At 52.0% G+C, this 15914-nt stretch carries 15 protein-coding genes; 1 reads left to right on the top strand and 14 read right to left on the bottom strand.

Annotated features, from left to right (window positions below; translation table 11 throughout):
• Positions 1–5: 5 nt before the first annotated feature.
• From AB1N33_RS05155 to flhA, 14 genes are all read right to left on the bottom strand, one after another.
• A complete protein-coding gene (locus tag AB1N33_RS05155; protein WP_411270473.1) occupies positions 6–1058 on the bottom strand; it encodes a homocysteine S-methyltransferase family protein in 1053 nt (350 codons plus the stop codon).
• Positions 1051–2001, bottom strand: a complete 951-nt coding sequence (metA, locus tag AB1N33_RS05160; RefSeq protein WP_411270474.1) for a homoserine O-succinyltransferase MetA — start codon at positions 1999–2001, stop codon at positions 1051–1053. Before metA ends, AB1N33_RS05155 begins: the two co-directional genes overlap by 8 nt.
• Before the next feature lie 90 nt (positions 2002–2091).
• Positions 2092–2514, bottom strand: a complete 423-nt coding sequence (locus AB1N33_RS05165) for a DUF2802 domain-containing protein (protein WP_411270475.1) — start codon at positions 2512–2514, stop codon at positions 2092–2094.
• Positions 2515–2593: 79 nt separating this feature from the next.
• On the bottom strand, positions 2594–3085 hold the full coding sequence (locus AB1N33_RS05170) for a chemotaxis protein CheW (protein WP_411270476.1): 492 nt from the start codon (positions 3083–3085) through the stop codon (positions 2594–2596).
• An 18-nt stretch (positions 3086–3103) separates the two neighbouring features.
• Positions 3104–3871: a chemotaxis protein CheW gene (locus tag AB1N33_RS05175; protein WP_411270477.1), complete on the bottom strand. Its 768-nt coding sequence runs from the start codon at positions 3869–3871 to the stop codon at positions 3104–3106.
• 3 nt (positions 3872–3874) lie between these two features.
• Entirely contained in the window at positions 3875–4642 is a 768-nt protein-coding gene (locus AB1N33_RS05180) for a ParA family protein (protein ID WP_411270478.1), read from the bottom strand.
• A gap of 34 nt (positions 4643–4676) precedes the next feature.
• Positions 4677–5804: a protein-glutamate methylesterase/protein-glutamine glutaminase gene (locus AB1N33_RS05185; RefSeq protein WP_411270479.1), complete on the bottom strand. Its 1128-nt coding sequence runs from the start codon at positions 5802–5804 to the stop codon at positions 4677–4679.
• A 30-nt stretch (positions 5805–5834) separates the two neighbouring features.
• Positions 5835–8099, bottom strand: a complete 2265-nt coding sequence (locus AB1N33_RS05190) for a chemotaxis protein CheW (protein WP_411270480.1) — start codon at positions 8097–8099, stop codon at positions 5835–5837.
• Between the two features lie 12 nt (positions 8100–8111).
• Entirely contained in the window at positions 8112–8858 is a 747-nt protein-coding gene (locus AB1N33_RS05195) for a protein phosphatase CheZ (protein ID WP_411270481.1), read from the bottom strand.
• Between the two features lie 34 nt (positions 8859–8892).
• Complete coding sequence (cheY, locus tag AB1N33_RS05200; protein WP_262994295.1) at positions 8893–9276, bottom strand: chemotaxis response regulator CheY; 384 nt, start codon at positions 9274–9276, stop codon at positions 8893–8895.
• Between the two features lie 39 nt (positions 9277–9315).
• Entirely contained in the window at positions 9316–10044 is a 729-nt protein-coding gene (locus AB1N33_RS05205; RefSeq protein ID WP_411270482.1) for an RNA polymerase sigma factor FliA, read from the bottom strand.
• The gene (locus AB1N33_RS05210; RefSeq protein ID WP_411270483.1) at positions 10041–10907 is read right to left on the bottom strand and encodes a MinD/ParA family protein; all 867 of its coding nucleotides are present in this window, start codon (positions 10905–10907) and stop codon (positions 10041–10043) included. The genes AB1N33_RS05205 and AB1N33_RS05210 overlap by 4 nt, the downstream gene beginning before the upstream one ends.
• On the bottom strand, positions 10904–12244 hold the full coding sequence (flhF, locus tag AB1N33_RS05215) for a flagellar biosynthesis GTPase FlhF (RefSeq protein ID WP_411270484.1): 1341 nt from the start codon (positions 12242–12244) through the stop codon (positions 10904–10906). The genes AB1N33_RS05210 and flhF overlap by 4 nt, the downstream gene beginning before the upstream one ends.
• A 29-nt stretch (positions 12245–12273) precedes the next feature.
• Positions 12274–14373, bottom strand: a complete 2100-nt coding sequence (gene flhA / locus AB1N33_RS05220) for a flagellar biosynthesis protein FlhA (protein WP_411270485.1) — start codon at positions 14371–14373, stop codon at positions 12274–12276.
• Between the two features lie 270 nt (positions 14374–14643).
• Here flhA and nhaD point away from each other — a divergent pair, with 270 nt between their 5' ends.
• The gene (gene nhaD / locus AB1N33_RS05225; protein WP_411270486.1) at positions 14644–15894 is read left to right on the top strand and encodes a sodium:proton antiporter NhaD; all 1251 of its coding nucleotides are present in this window, start codon (positions 14644–14646) and stop codon (positions 15892–15894) included.
• Positions 15895–15914: the final 20 nt, after the last annotated feature.

The following is a 15914-nucleotide window of genomic DNA, read 5'->3' on the forward strand; positions in this document are numbered from 1 at the left end:
ACCTCCTAGTGAACAAACGGCTCAAGGCCGGCCAGTCGCATTTTAGGCTCAAACACCGGTGGCGTGCGCGGTGCTACGCCCTCTACGGCTTTCGCGATATCCCGGATATGCTCTGGCGTACTGCCACAACACCCGCCGACGATGTTAACCAGACCAGAGCGCGCCCACTCACCGATATGCTCGGCCATCTCAGGGCCTTCCATATCATATTCACCAAATTCGTTGGGCAAACCGGCGTTGGGATGGGCTGAGACAAGGCATTCGCACACCGAAGACAATGCATCAACATACTGACGCAGTAAATCCGGCCCCAGCGCGCAGTTAAGCCCAAAGGCAACCGGCTTAACGTGACGCATGGAATAATAGAATGCTTCTGTTGTCTGACCCGACAACGTCCGTCCTGACGCATCAGTAATGGTGCCCGACACCATCACCGGCAAACGCAGACCGAGCTTCTCAAAAGTACTCTCTACCGCAAAAGCGGCTGCTTTGGCGTTGAGCGTGTCGAAGATGGTTTCCAGCATGATGATATCCACCCCCCCCTCGATAAGCGCCTCTGCAGATTCTTCATACGCTGCCACCAGCTGGTCAAATGTTACATTACGTTTACCGGGATCATTCACGTCAGGTGAAATAGAGGCGGTCCGGTTAGTCGGCCCCAGCACGCCAGCCACAAAGCGCGGCTTGTCCGGCGTTTGCGCTGTTATTTCGTCGGCGACCTCACGGGCCAGTCTGGCCGCTGCCAGGTTAATCGCGCGTGATTCGTCCTGCATATCATAATCTGCCATCGCAATGCGCGTGGCATTAAAGGTGTTGGTTTCAATGATGTCGGCGCCGGCCTCCAGGTATTCCCGGTGAATCGCCTTGATCAGATCCGGCTGGGTAATCACCAGCAGGTCATTATTGCCTTTCAGGTCACAGTGCCAGTTGGCGTATGCGTCGCCGCGATAGTCCTGTTCACTCAGGGCATGCCGCTGGATCATGGTTCCCATCGCACCATCAAGCACCAGTATGCGTTTTTTGGCTTCCTCTGTAAGGATGTGTTGTGTACTACTCACGTTCGCTCCTGGTTGGTTGTGTTTTTTCAGACAGGGTGGCCAGATCATACGGCGTGGTCTGATAAACATAGTAATTCAGCCAATTGGTAAACAGCAGGCTGCCATGGGCCCGCCAGCGCATCAGCACATCAGTACCGGGCTCGTCATTCTGGTAATAATTAACCGGCACCGCCGGTGCAAGCCCGGCGTCACTGTCGCGTAAAAATTCGTCGTGCAACGTGAGGGCATCATACTCCGGATGCCCTGTTACAAACACCATACGCTTATCGTCAGACGCAACAATGTAAGCACCCACTTCGTTGGATTCTGCCAGCACATCTAGCCCGTCGACACTGGCATAGTCGGCGCTATGAATATGACCAAAGCGCGAATGTGGTGCCCAGAACTGCGGATCAAACCCTCTTAACAGTTCGTTATTTGGCTGACGCACAGTGTGCGAATACACCCCCGAAAGTTTGTTCTGCAGCAGCGTACGTCTGATGCCGTAAAAATGATACATCGCCGCGTGCGCGGCCCAGCACAGGTACAGGGTCGACTGCACATGACGCTGTGCCCATTCAAGAATGGTGGTCATGGTCTCCCAGTATTTTACCTCTTCATAGTCAAGCATAGCGAGCGGCGCACCGGTCACTATCAGGCCGTCGTACTTCTTATGCGCAATCTCAGAAAACGCGTGATAAAAGGCATCCATGTGTGACTGCGGGGTATTCTTCGGTGCCAGATTATCAATGCGGATAAGGTCGACGTTGATCTGCAGTGGTGTATTAGACAACAAACGCAGCAACTGTATCTCTGTCGCGATTTTATTCGGCATCAGGTTCAGGATACCTACTTCAAGCGGACGGATATCCTGTGTCGCAGCGCGATTGCTGTCCATAACGAAAATATTTTCTTCGGACAGCACACCTTGTGCAGGCAGTTGTTCAGGAATTCTGATTGGCATGGGCGCTCCGGACGTAAACAGAGAATACTGTATTGTCGCGAATCACACCGTCATGTCAACATCTTTACGTCTAGACGTCCAAACGTTTTTTTACGTTGCCCGTCTGTGTACGGTAATGAGCAGTTCAGCTTCAGCGCGCGGAATGTCGCAGGCTTCCATCACTTCCTCCATCGAGGCGCCCTGCTTAACCAGCTCCGCTGCACGCTGATACAGGCGCATGGAGGGATCCTGAAGTTTTACATCACGGATTTGCTGCTCGACCGCTTCAAGTTTGTCTTCAAGGGTACTGAGGTGTCGGGTTGCCACTACCACGCGGGTCTGGTCTTCATTTTGCTGGTGCTGAAGCTGGCTCAGTGTCTCGCGCAGTTCACCAAGACTTTGCATGAGTGCATCATTTTTTGACTGCACCAAAGCCACCTGGCGGGAGATTTTTTTAAAGGCAATAACTGTGGCAATCGCAACAAGTAAAAGAACGAGCGTGAGGATGAGCGGGTGTGGTGCAATAGCAGACATGGGTCCGACGACTCCTTTCAGACACTATGCAATGTCAGCGAGCCAATCAGCACTGGCTCGCTTGTCATTGCGGACAACATCAGATATTGCTGATCTCATCCCATTCTTCATCACTGAGCAGCTTGTTCAGGTCAACCAGAATAAGCAGTTCGCCATCCCGGTTACTTACACCCTGAATGAACTTGGCACTTTCTTCTGTGCCCACGTTCGGTGCGCTGTCAATTTCTGATGATTTCAAGTAAACCACTTCGGCAACACTGTCGACCAGAATACCGACAACCTGCTCGTCCGACTCAATGATCACGATACGGGTGTTGTCGGTGATATCTGTGGGCGGTAAACCAAACCGCGCACGCGTATCAATGACGGTCACAACATTACCGCGCAGGTTAATGATACCGAGCACATAATCAGGGGCTCCAGGTACCGGTGCAATTTCAGTGTGGCGCAGCACTTCCTGCACCTGCATGACATTAATGCCGTACGTTTCATCGCCCAGACGATAGGTTACCCACTGAAGGATTTCATCATTGCTGTCTGCTGCGTTGTTGTTCGCTCTTTCATCACTCATGAACCTTGGCTCCCATTCCTATTTCGTCTGGTCGTTACTACCTAAGCCACTACTTAGCATTGCCACTAACTGATTAACATCAATCAGGGCGCACATTCTTTCTTTTACCATGCCGGCCAGCCAAGGACGTTTCCCTTTGGACTCCCGCCATTTTACATCTGACTTCGACAATGTGACGGTATTGACCAGCTTTTCGCATGCCAGTCCCCACACACTGTCACCTAACATCACAAGATACTGATAGTGTAGCGTTTCTGCCAGATTTTGGTCGTATTTTTCAGGCATTACCCATAATGCTGTATCGACCACATTCAGTTTTTCATCGCGATGCAACATTACGCCCTTGAACCAGTCTGGCTTTCCGAACAACGGGCCAACTTTCTCAAGCTGATGTATCCCGCCGAGCGTAATGAGGGGGACTGCCAGTGTCAGGCCTGCCACGTCGAAAAACAGCGCCTGAAATTGTTCATCCAGCATCTCCTGAACCGTCTGTGTCGGCATCGCGACTTCTGGCGCAGTTTTTTCAGGCTGCACGTTCGTTTCGCTGACAACCTCGGTTACCGGTGTGGTAACCGGGGCTGGTGCCTCCACCGTTTCCACCCTCTCCACAGTTTCGGTGGATACAGGCTGTTCCAGCTCAGGAACCTCCGCCAGGCGGAACGTCGCCTGCTCCAGCAATTTTGCCGTTCGTGCGGTGACTTCAGCCGGGTCCTCCGGTGCACGCAGCAGGCTATCAAGATATTCCTGCATGATGTGCTCACGCGCGAACGGTGACTGCTTATTCATCGTTTAGCGCTCCAGTACTTTTAACAACTTCGAGTACGCATAAACACCACGTGTCCCAGGAAACTGAACATTCGCGGGTAACTGCGTCTGACTCGCGTCTCTGAAATGGGTATCGACAGGAATGACCCCGTCCCATACCCTGTCACCGTAATCGGTTGTCAGGCGTTTTTGTGATGCCAGCGCCGCGTTGGTCCGTTTGTCATACATGGTCGGCACGATCAGTGTGTCGAATGCTTTATTGAGCGACTTACCCATAATATCGAGTGTATGCACCATCCGATCGAGACCTTTTAACGCCAGATATTCGGTCTGCGTCGGAATAATCACCTTATCACAGGCTGCAAGGGCGTTAACCATCAGTACGCCGAGTACCGGCGGACAGTCAATCAGTACGTAATCAAATTCGGCTTCAACCTGCGCCAGGGCTCGCTTAAGCACCAGTCCCATGCCCTGCTGTGTGCCCATTTGACGATCCAGTGTTGCCAGGGTCATGGTCGCCGGCAGCACATACAAATTATCTACCTTGGTAGGGCACAGAATGTCCATCACCAAATCTGACGTCAGGGCACCTGAGTGCATAAAAATATCGTACACCGACGACGACAGCGCCTCTGCGTCAATCCCGAAATAGTAACTCAGCGACGCATGGGGATCGGTATCAATCAGCAGCACACGCGCGTTCGCCCGGGCAGCCAGCAAGCCTCCCAGCGTCACGGTTGTCGTGGTTTTGCCTACTCCACCTTTCTGGTTGGCGATCGTCCAAATTTTCACGTCACTTACACTTTACTCTGGCAGTCGTCTCAGACTAACCCACTTCGGTCATGATGCACTGGCTGATATCGTCAATACCGATGCTCTTTTCACTGATACCCGCTGTTGCAACCGCCTGCGGCATACCATAGACGACGCACGAATCCTGATCCTGTGCCCAGATCCGCGCCCCTTTCTCTTTTAATTCACGACAGCCTTCTCGGCCATCTGCTCCCATTCCGGTCAGAATGATACCGAGGACATCACCACCAAACTCCCGGGCTACCGCTCGGAATGTGACGTCCACACTCGGTTTGTAGCTGATATTTCCGTCACTTACGTTATCGGTAATAATCACGCGTTTTTGAGCGCCATGTGACTCAATTAGCATCTGACGTCCGCCCGGCGCCAGATAGGCGTGCCCGGGTTGCAGAATATCGCCGTGCTCGGCTTCTTTTACGGTGATATTACAGTTCCCATTCAGACGCTCGGCAAACGCATTGGTAAACGTGCCCGGCATATGCTGCACCAGCAGTATCGGACAGGGAAAGTTCGCGGGTAGCGGCGCCAGCACTTTTTGCAACGCGACCGGTCCGCCGGTCGAGGCACCGATGGCGACACAGCGGTATTTTTTACCCGATCGGGTCACCGTCGATACGGTAGGTTGCGCCTGTCCGTCCTGACGGCCCGATAATAAGCTGGAGGATCTGAAAAAGGTCTGTTTTGGCGCGGCAGAGGGCATCGGGCGCGCGGTTTCACGCAATGCGGGACGACGAATGCCAATGCCCCGACGGGCAATTAAGCGCACCTTGGTACACAACAGTTGCGCGGCTTCTTTGCGGTTTTGCGCAATATCCTCGAACTTTTTGGGTAAAAAGTCGAGCGCGCCGGCCTCCAGTGCGTCAAGCGTAGCCTGTGCACCATGATGTGTCAGCGAAGAAAACATCAGAATGGGAACCGGCCGCCGCGCCATGATGGTTCTTACCGCGGTAATCCCATCCATGACCGGCATTTCAACATCCATGGTCACAACGTCAGGCGACAACTCTTCAATCTTTTTCAGTGCATCCTGTCCGTCGCGGGCTTCCCCTACGACTTCGAGTTCCCGGTCTGCGTCTAGAATGTCTCGAACGCGTCGACGATAAAACGTCGAATCATCCACCACCAGGACTTTAAACACCATGGCGTTATTTTTCCTTTGTATTGTATTAACTTACTTCAACGCTTTTCTGGCGTAACGTTTTAACAATCCGGGGATATCCAGAATCAGCGCAATACCGCCGTCTGAGGTAATTGTGGCGCCAGCCATACCGGGCGTGCCCTGTAGCAGCGCGTCGAGGGGTTTGATGACCACCTCTTCCTGACCAATCAGTGCATCCACGACAAAGCCCACTTGCTGCGTCCCTATCTGAACAACGACCACGTGGCCTTTCGATTTATCGATCTGCTTCTTACCACGGATTAACCACTCGCCCAGGAAGAAGATGGGAATCGCTTTTGAGCGCACAATCATGGTCAGCTGACCGTCTACGGTATTGGTTTTGCTGATATCCATGTTGATGATTTCACTCACCGCACCAAGCGGCAGCGCAAACGTTTGTTTACCGACCACAATCATCAGCGTCGGCAAAATCGCCAGCGTCAGAGGAACCTTGATATCCAGACGGGTACCTTTGCCCATCTGCGAATCAATATTGATGGTACCGTTAAGCTGATTGATTTTGGTTTTCACTACGTCCATACCGACGCCGCGACCAGAGATATCGCTGATCTCGGTTTTGGTAGAGAACCCTGGAGCAAAAATCAGATTAAACGCTTCCACATCTGACATACGTGCAGCGGCATCAACATCCAGAACCCCCCGGGAAATGGCAATTTCCTTGAGCTTCTCTGGATCCATGCCCTTACCATCGTCTTCAATGGTCAGCAGAATGTGGTCACCTTCCTGGGAGGCAGACAGCTTAACTTTACCCATTCTCGGCTTGCCTGCTGCCTGACGATCATCCGGCATTTCAATACCGTGGTCGACAGAGTTGCGAACCAGGTGAACCAACGGATCGGCAAGCGCCTCAACCAGGTTCTTATCCAGATCCGTCTCTTCCCCTTCGAGCTCCAGCGTAATTTCTTTTTTCAGGCTTCTTGCGAGGTCACGAACAACGCGAGGAAAACGACCGAACACTTTCTTAATAGGCTGCATGCGGGTTTTCATTACCGCACCCTGAAGGTCGCCGGTTACCACGTCCAGGTTTGCTATCGCCTTAGACATGCTTTCGTCGTTGGTGTTAATACCCAGGCTCAGCAAGCGGTTCCTCACCAACACCAACTCACCCACCATGTTCATGATTTGGTCGAGGCGTTTGGTATCAACCCGAACCGTGGTCTCAGCCTGTGGTGCCGCAGGCGCAGCTTTCTTCTCTTCTTTTTTCGCAGCGGCCGGCGCTGCCGCTTTCTGTGCCGCCGGCGCAGCAGGCTTGGCCGCAGACTTGGCCGCCTCTTCTTTCTTCTGCTGCTCAGCTTTCGCCTTGTTAATCTTGTCTGTGGCGTCGTTATCCACTTTCACCCGAGGCTTTTCAGATGGGGCTGGCGCGGAAGCGACGTCATCGTCTTTTGATGTAGTTGGTCCCTGACCGCTGCCATGCAGCTGATCAAGCAACGCTTCAAATTCATCATCAGTAATTTCTTCATCACCGCCTGCACTTACTGCATTGTCTGCGGGCTTGGTGTCTTCAGGCTTCACATCATCAGCCGCCGCCTTAAACTGACCTTTGCCATGCAACTCGTCCAGCAAGGCTTCAAATTCATCGTCAGTGATGTCTTCATCTCCTGACGGCGGGGTCGGTTCTGACGTTTTCGCAGACTCAGTTGGTGCTGCCGGGCGCCCTGGCGCACCGTCACCGTGCAGTTCATCCAGCAGGGCTTCAAATTCGTCTTCAGAGATATCATCGATAGAGCCATCTTCCTGCTTCACACTGACGGCGTCCTCTTCAGGTGAGTCCGGCTCATCTTCAATAATCAGTTCTTCTTCCGGCGATTCATCCGCCTGTGCAACTGGTGCGGCGGCATCATCAAAGATACTTTCGTCGGGCGATTCGGGCTTGCTTAACTGTGTCAGCAGATCGACGAGCACAGGATCGGCAGGCTCCAGCGGCTCTCTGTTCTTTACTTTTTCGAACATCGCTACCACGACGTCCGTGGCCTGCAGAATGACATCCATTAATTCGGGGGTCAGGTTACGCTGCCCGTTGCGCATGACGTCAAAGACGTTTTCCGCACCATGACAGATTTCAACCAGCTCTGTCAGTGACAAAAAGCCGGCACCACCTTTCACCGTGTGATAGCCACGGAAAATGGCATTGAGCAAATCCGCGTCTTCCGGATTATTCTCTAAATCGACGAGCTGCTCCTGCAACTGTTCAAGGATCTCTCCGGCCTCAACCAAAAAGTCCTGTAATATTTCCTCGTCAACATCAAACGACATGCGCCCGCTCCCCTAAAAACCTAAGCTCGACAGGAGGTCATCCACATCATCCTGGCCTGAAACAACATCATCCCGGTTCTGTGCATCGATGATTGGTCCTTCTGCTTCAATCTTATCGGTAACTTTTTGAGATGGTTTAGTTTTTACCTGTGCATCCGGCTCACCAAACATGGTCAGCATGTTTACCAGGCTGTCTTCCACCTCTTTGACGAGATCGATCACACGACGGATAACCTGACCGGTCAGGTCCTGATAGCCCTGCGCCATCAGCACTTCCGTCAGCAGGCTGGTCAGCTTGCTTGACTGTACTGACGCATCTTCAAGCAGCTGATCAATATCCGTGCACAGCGCCTTAAACTCACCCAACTCGATTTCACGGTTCATGAGTTTTTTCCAGTCTGGCATCACCTTGTCGATGCGCTCAGACAGCGTTTCGGCAATAGGCATACTGGCTTCGACGGCATCCATAGTGGTATTTGCCGCCTTTTCCGTTTCTTCAATAACGTATGTCAGCCGACTTTGGGCGTCGGGAATATCGTCGTTGGCAAGATTGACGATTCGCTCATCAAGCTGAAAATTGTTCAGGGCGTCATGAAGCTGACGCGTCAGCTTACCCACCTCTTCAAACAGCTCTATCGACTCTTTCATCGAGGCTGCTTCCAGGATGGCATTGGCCGACGCCGTGTCGCCCGCTTCCAGATACGCAACAAGCTGTTTAGCTTCATCCAGCGTAATCGGAACGTTTACCTCTTTGGACATTCGGACTTCCTCATTCTTTTCAGGAACGCCTGAATCAGCCTAAACGTTCAAAGATTTTGTCGAGTTTTTCTTTGAGCGTAGCTGCCGTGAAGGGTTTAACAACGTAACCGTTAACGCCTGCCTGCGCAGCCGCAACAATTTGTTCTTTCTTCGCTTCTGCCGTTACCATCAGGACAGGCAGATGCTTCAGTTTGTCATCACCACGGATGGCGCGCAGCAGGTCAATACCCTGCATACCCGGCATATTCCAGTCGGTCACAACAAAGTCAAAATCGCCCTGCTGTAGCATTGGCAATGCCGTATTGCCGTCATCCGCTTCCTGGATATTGGAAAAACCCAAATCTTTGAGCAGGTTCTTTATGATACGTCTCATGGTAGAAAAATCGTCAACCACGAGAATTTTCATATTCTTGTCCAAAATGGCCTCCAGTGAGGGTGTAATTAATGGTTTGTCTGGTTATTCATCAGCCTGCCACGACTTCATTCGTGATTTGAGTTTTAACATGGCCTGACTGTGTATCTGGCTGACTCTGGATTCACTGACTTCAAGCACTTCACCAATTTCACGCAGGTTCAGTTCCTCATCATAGTACAGAGACAGCACTATCGCTTCCCGCTCGGGTAACGTAGTAATAGCATGCGCAAGTGCTTTTTGGAAAGCGCCTTGCATCAAATCTTCCAATGGCGTGTCATTTCCCCGGTTTTGTTCGGTCGTAATGACATCTTCAGACACGCCAAGATCTTCAATTCCTACCAGTTTTCCTGCATTCACCTCGTTCAGCATCTGGTGATAATCCTGCAGGCTGACATTCATTTTTGCGGCAATTTCCGCGTCACGTGCATCGCGACCGGTCTCACCTTCCACCTGTGCAATGGCATCCGTAATCGCACGGCTGTTGCGGTGAACAGAACGCGGTGTCCAGTCACCTTTTCGTATTTCATCTAACATCGCACCACGAATACGAATACCAGCAAAGGTCTCAAAGCTGGCACCTTTACTGCCATCAAAATTCCTGGCCGCTTCTAATAATCCGATCATGCCTGACTGAATAAGATCATCGACCAGTACACTGGCCGGTAATCTTGCCATCAGGTGGTGTGCAATCCGTTTCACCAGCGGCGCGTGTCTTTCGACAAGTTGCGACTTATCAGTTTGTTGCTGATACGCTGCTGCTTTGCTGTTCAACGTTGATTTCCCGCTACTTTACCTGAAACCAATTGTTCAATGAAAAATTCGAGATGTCCACCAGGCTGCTCAGGGATGGGCCAGGACATCGCTTTAGTCGCCAGTTGTGTAATGGCGACAGCCGCTGGCGACCCCGGGAAGGCATCCACAATCGCGGTTTGTTTACGCACCGCACGCCGGATGTTTTCATCGAACGGGATGGTAGCAACCAGTTCCAGTGCAACATCCAGAAACCGGCCTGTGACTTTTGACAGCTTACTGAATAATTCCTGGCCTTCACGTACGTCGCGAACCATATTGGCGACCACTTTAAAACGGAATACACCGTGCTCACGATTGAGAATTTTGATCAGGGCATAAGCATCGGTCAGCGATGTGGGTTCGTCACACACCACTACCATAATGTCCTGAGACGCTTTGGAAAAACTCAGCACCATGTCTGAAATGCCTGCTGCCGTATCGACGATCAGCACATCAATTTGCGAACGCAGTTCACTGAATGCTCTGATCAGCCCGGCGTGTTCTGTCGGAGACAACTCCGCCATTGACTGCGTGCCCGACGTCGCCGGTGCTATCTTAATGCCGTGAGGGCCGGTGACCAGCACCTCATCAAGCGTGCATTCACCCGATAACACATGAGACAGGTTTTTCTCGACCCTGAGGCCCAGCATGACGTCTACGTTGGCAAGTCCAAGGTCAGCATCCAAAACCATCACACGCTTACCCTGCTTTGCCATGGCAATAGCGGTATTCAGCGTAATATTGGTTTTCCCTACGCCTCCCTTACCTCCGGTGACTGCTATAACTTTGATTAACCTTGATTGCTTCATCTTTCGTAAGCTACTCGCTTGATCGTCGATCATACTGCTTGTGCTGCGTTAACTTCATTATTAGCACTAGTATGATTCAAACCATACTTTTTATAAAGCTTTGCAGCCGCAGATACGAGAGATTTTGCATCTGCAACTTTAATATCTTCAGGTACTTTCTGACCATCCGTCACATAACTGACCGGTAACTGATGTTCTATGGACGCACTCAGTACTTCCCCGAGTGAATAACACTCGTCCAGTTTGGTGAAAATACAGCCATCCAGTTTGACCGGATCGTACGCATGAATAATCCGCTCCAGCGCCGGATACTGGGTATTCGCCTGAGCAACCAGGTATTTTTTCACCGGCTGCATCTGACCGCTGTCAAATTGTTTCAGCTGCTTGATCAGGCGGCTGTCACGCTGACTGAATCCGGCGGTATCAATCAGTATCAGACGCTTATGACGTAACTGGAACAATAGATCAGCCAGCTCTTCAGTACTTTGTGCCTTGCGCACTGTACAGCCAATAATCTTCCCGTAGGTCGCAAGCTGTTCAAATGCAGCGATGCGATACGTATCGATAGTAATCATTGCAACGGTATCGGCGCCGTATTTCTGCGCGTAGCGTGCAGCCAGTTTTGCCACCGTTGTGGTTTTGCCGGTACCGGTCGGGCCCACCAGGGCAACCGCGCCGGTCTGACTGAGTATATCGTTGCCGGTCACGTTGATGCGATTAGACAATAGATTAAGAAGATATACCCAGGCTTCACGCTCGTTGTATTCGCGCGGCACATAGTGCATTAACTGACTTGCCAGGCGAGCGCTCAGGCCCATGTCTGTCAGCCGGCGATGTAAGAAGGCATGCACCGGCTGCTGACGCTGACGTTTCGCTTCCATCAGGTCAGCAACCTGATACTGAAGCACACTGCGCAGCGACGCCAGTTCTGCTTTGATATCTGCCAGTTCGTCGTGAGAGGCTGGTGCGTTGGAGGCCCCGCCCTGTGCTGTGTTTTGTTCAGCGGCAGTGTCTTTCAGCCAGGCCATTTCAGCGGGCTGAACCACGCTGGCTGGCGTTTCGTTATCAGACTGGCTGACGGGCGCGGCGGACTGACGGGGCTGCTGACCATGCTGCTTCTCAAGCAACGCGCGCAGGGTATCCGGTCCGTCATCACCGATGATTTCACTCAGGCTGGGGGTAGGCTTGCCCGCACCCTGCGGCTTTTTGCGTGTCAGCGGTGCGTCAGTTTCCTTATCGTACGCAGCGACCAGTTCAATCCCGTCGGCCATTTTGCGGTTTGACATGATCACCGCATCTGAGCCCAGCTCGGCTTTAACCTGGCTCAGCGCCTCACGCATATCTTTGCCAAAGAATCGTCTGATTTTCATTTCAACCTCTACTCACACCGGGCGTCAGATTATTGACCCACAGAACTGACTATTTTTATCTGTTTGTCGTCAGGAATTTCCTGATAGGACAGCACATGCAATCCAGCGACAGAATATTTAAGGAAGCGGGACAGTACCGGACGCAGCAGACCTGACGTCAGCAGTACTGCAGGTTCACCGGCCAGCTCCTGATTCTGACTCGCCTGCTGCAACGATTTCTGCAGCTTGTCAGCCAGTCCGGGTTCAATACCGGCGCCGTCTTCGCCCCCTGCCTGCAGTGACTGGTGCAACATTTGTTCCAACTCAGGCGCCAAGGTTATGACGGGTATCTCGGCGTTGCCTGCAGCGATTTCCTGCACAATCAGACGCTTAAGTGCAATTCGAACGGCAGACACCAGAACGTCAGGATCCTGACTGCGCGGGCCATATTCACTCAAGGTCTGCACAATCGTGCGCATATCGCGAATAGGCACCCCTTCAAACAGGAGTGTCTGCAGCACTTTCACCACCGTAGACAGTGGCAGAATATCGGGAATGAGGCCCTCAACCAGTTTCGGGTTGTGTTTGGCCAGCATGTCCAGCAGCTGTTGGGTTTCCTCATAACCCAGCAGTTGGTAGGCATTATTGGTCAGCAACTGGCTAAGGTGGGTAGCAACCACTGTCGCAGCATCAACAACCGTATACCCGAGCGTCTGCGCATGTTCACGTTTTCCGGGTTTGATCCACACCGCATCCAGACCAAACGCCGGATCTTTCGTAGCACGACCTTCCAGCTTGCCAAACACCTGGCCCGGATTGATCGCCAGTTCTTCGTCATGGCTGATTTGCGCATCACCAATGGTGACCCCGAGCATGGAAATCTCGTAGGCGTTAGGATCGAGATCGAGGTTGTCACGGATATGCACAGGCGGCACCAGAAACCCAAGTTCCTGAGAGAGTTTCTTACGAACCCCTTTAATACGGGTCAGCAACTCGCCTCCCTGTGACTTATCCACCAGCGGAATTAAGCGGTAACCCACTTCAAGCCCAATGGTGTCTACATGCTGCACATCATCCCAGCCCAGTTCTTTGATTTCCGGCGGGGTAAGTTCGTCTTTATTCACCTGTGCTGGCACCGGTGGCTGCGCCTCTGCCCGCTTTTGCTGAACGCCACGCCAGTAGGCATAGCCTGCCGCCATCGCTGAAAAGCTCAGGAAAGCCAGGTGAGGCATCCCCGGGACAATTCCCATCACAAACAGAACAGCCGCCGCAATATACAGTGCCTGCTGATTCCCCAGTTGGTTATTGATCTCTTTGCCCATTTCCTGGGTTTCGTTTTCACGGGTAACGATAATCGCGGTGGCTACCGACAGCAGCAGTGATGGGATCTGAGCAACCAGACCATCACCGATGGTAAGAATGGTGTAGACCTCAATTGCGTCACCAAACGCAAGATCATGCTGAATCATACCGATAAACAGGCCACCGATAATATTAATCAGCATGATGAACAGACCGGCAATCGCATCCCCTTTGACGAATTTTGACGCACCGTCCATTGAGCCGTAGAAGTCTGCCTCGGCAGTGATCTCCTCGCGCCGGGCGCGGGCCTGATCCTGATCGATATAGCCAGCGTTAAGGTCGGCATCAATGGCCATCTGCTTGCCTGGCATCGCATCCAGGGTAAAGCGCGCTCCGACTTCCGAAATACGACCGGCACCGGCAGTAACCACTTTAAAATTGATGATAAGCAGGATCGCAAAGACCACGATACCCACTGCATAATTGCCCCCGATGACCACCTCGCCGAAGGCTTCAATGACTTTCCCGGCCGCATCGCCACCTTCGTGCCCATAAAGCAGTACCACCCGCGTTGACGCCACATTCAGCGCCAGTCGCAATACCGTGGCAATCAGCAGCACCAGTGGAAAGATGCCAAAATCAATCGGGCGCTGGGTAAATACCGCGACCAGAATAATGACCAGTGACAGGGCAATATTAAAACTAAACAGGATATCCAGCAGAAATGGCGGCATCGGCAGGATGACCATTCCCATAATGGCCAGCAGCACAATGGGCGCACCGAGGCCGTTGGTAACGTGCTGAAACTGACTTTTATCAAATCGCTGAAGAACACCGGAAAGCTGCATGGTTTATTTTGTCTCTATCAGATTTTTGACGCTTTTACTGCTGTGACAGAGACATTACAAACACCGTGCCAGTTTGCTTTCACTGTGCAGGTAAGGAACGAAAGTAAGCAGAAAAGTGCGGGTATGGCAGGCCTCCCACTGATAGCAAAGCGCTATCACCTCAATTCATATTGAATATCAGTAAAATGACCGCAATATGACCCCGTCGGTCATTTATTCCCTGTAATTAAGGGGCTAGAATGCCGCCACCTACACTAAGATGCTCTCATCATGCTGGATATCGCGTTAGTCGGCATCGCCATCCTGGCGCTGCTTGGTGTTATTTTTGAAGAAGTACTGCACGTCAACAAAGCGAAAGTGACGCTGTTTTTCGGTACGCTCGCCTGGATCCTGCTTTTCATGGATGCCAGCCGTGGTCCCGCCATGGCCCACGTCAGTGAATCGCTGGAGCGAAACATCACAGAAATTTCGACACTGTGGCTGTTTCTGGTTGCAGCGATGACCTTTGTGGCCTATCTGAACCGGAAAGGACTGATAGAAAGTTTGCTGAATGTCATCATGCCACGCCAGATCAGTCTGAAAAAACTGCTGTTTATTACCGCCTTATTCAGTTTCTGTTTTTCATCGCTGGCTGACAACATTACCGCCACGCTGGTCTCCATTGCACTGGTACTCAGCCTCTCATTGCCGTTTAACCAGACCATGCGTTTTGCGGTTCTGGTGGTGTTTGCCGTTAACTCAGGGGGCGTCAGCCTGATCACGGGTGATGTCACCACCCTGATGATATTTCTGGAAGACAAGGTCACCATTACTCAGTTACTCTGGTTGTTGCTGCCGTCGTTTACCGGCGTGATGGTGCTTGCGCTGATGTTAAGTGTCGGACTCAAGGGACAGGTGAAAATCCTCAAAACCCGGCACGATATCCAGCCGGTTGACTATGTCATTGCGTTTACGTTTCTGTCGACGATCATCCTCACCCTGCTGGCCAACATCGTTTATGGTATTCCGCCGATGCTGAGTTTTCTGGCTGGTATGTCGGTGATGTTTCTGATTGCCACGTTTATGGGAGATGATGACCGCAATGATCCCATCCTCGACTACATCCGCTACATCGAGTTCGACACCCTGCTTTTCTTCCTCGGTGTACTGCTTCTGGTCGGCATGCTTGAGCATATCCATGCACTGAATGCGCTACTGAGCGTATACAACCTGTTCCCACCCGTGCTGGCCAATTATGTGATGGGTGTACTGTCGTCGATGATAGATAACGTCCCACTGACGGCTGCGCTGCTAAAGGCCAACATCAGCATGAGTACGTCTGAGTGGATGTCGCTGACCTATGCCGTGGGTGTGGGCGGTTCGCTGCTGATCATCGGTTCTGCCGCCGGCATTGTTGCGATGAGCAAGATCCAGGGCATGTCATTCGGACGTTACAGTAAATATGCGCTGCTGCTACTGATAGCGTACAGTTGTGGTTACGCTGCAGTGCTAATGGTATCGCAGCATCTGATGCCGCATTAACGCGATGCCATACAACCTGC

The organism is Alteromonas nitratireducens, assembly GCF_040812025.1.
Lineage (GTDB): Bacteria > Pseudomonadota > Gammaproteobacteria > Enterobacterales > Alteromonadaceae > Alteromonas > Alteromonas nitratireducens.

Excerpts from the sequence above, each read along its gene's own strand:
- AB1N33_RS05195 (WP_411270481.1), bottom strand. The coding sequence starts at position 8,858 with ATGTCCAAAGAGGTAAACGTTCCGATTACGCTGGATGAAGCTAAACAG.
- flhA (WP_411270485.1), bottom strand. The coding sequence starts at position 14,373 with ATGCAGCTTTCCGGTGTTCTTCAGCGATTTGATAAAAGTCAGTTTCAG.
- flhF (WP_411270484.1), bottom strand. The coding sequence starts at position 12,244 with ATGAAAATCAGACGATTCTTTGGCAAAGATATGCGTGAGGCGCTGAGC.
- AB1N33_RS05165 (WP_411270475.1), bottom strand. The coding sequence starts at position 2,514 with ATGTCTGCTATTGCACCACACCCGCTCATCCTCACGCTCGTTCTTTTA.
- AB1N33_RS05210 (WP_411270483.1), bottom strand. The coding sequence starts at position 10,907 with ATGATCGACGATCAAGCGAGTAGCTTACGAAAGATGAAGCAATCAAGG.
- AB1N33_RS05175 (WP_411270477.1), bottom strand. The coding sequence starts at position 3,871 with ATGAATAAGCAGTCACCGTTCGCGCGTGAGCACATCATGCAGGAATAT.
- nhaD (WP_411270486.1), top strand. The coding sequence starts at position 14,644 with ATGCTGGATATCGCGTTAGTCGGCATCGCCATCCTGGCGCTGCTTGGT.
- AB1N33_RS05170 (WP_411270476.1), bottom strand. The coding sequence starts at position 3,085 with ATGAGTGATGAAAGAGCGAACAACAACGCAGCAGACAGCAATGATGAA.
- AB1N33_RS05190 (WP_411270480.1), bottom strand. The coding sequence starts at position 8,099 with ATGTCGTTTGATGTTGACGAGGAAATATTACAGGACTTTTTGGTTGAG.
- metA (WP_411270474.1), bottom strand. The coding sequence starts at position 2,001 with ATGCCAATCAGAATTCCTGAACAACTGCCTGCACAAGGTGTGCTGTCC.
- AB1N33_RS05185 (WP_411270479.1), bottom strand. The coding sequence starts at position 5,804 with ATGGTGTTTAAAGTCCTGGTGGTGGATGATTCGACGTTTTATCGTCGA.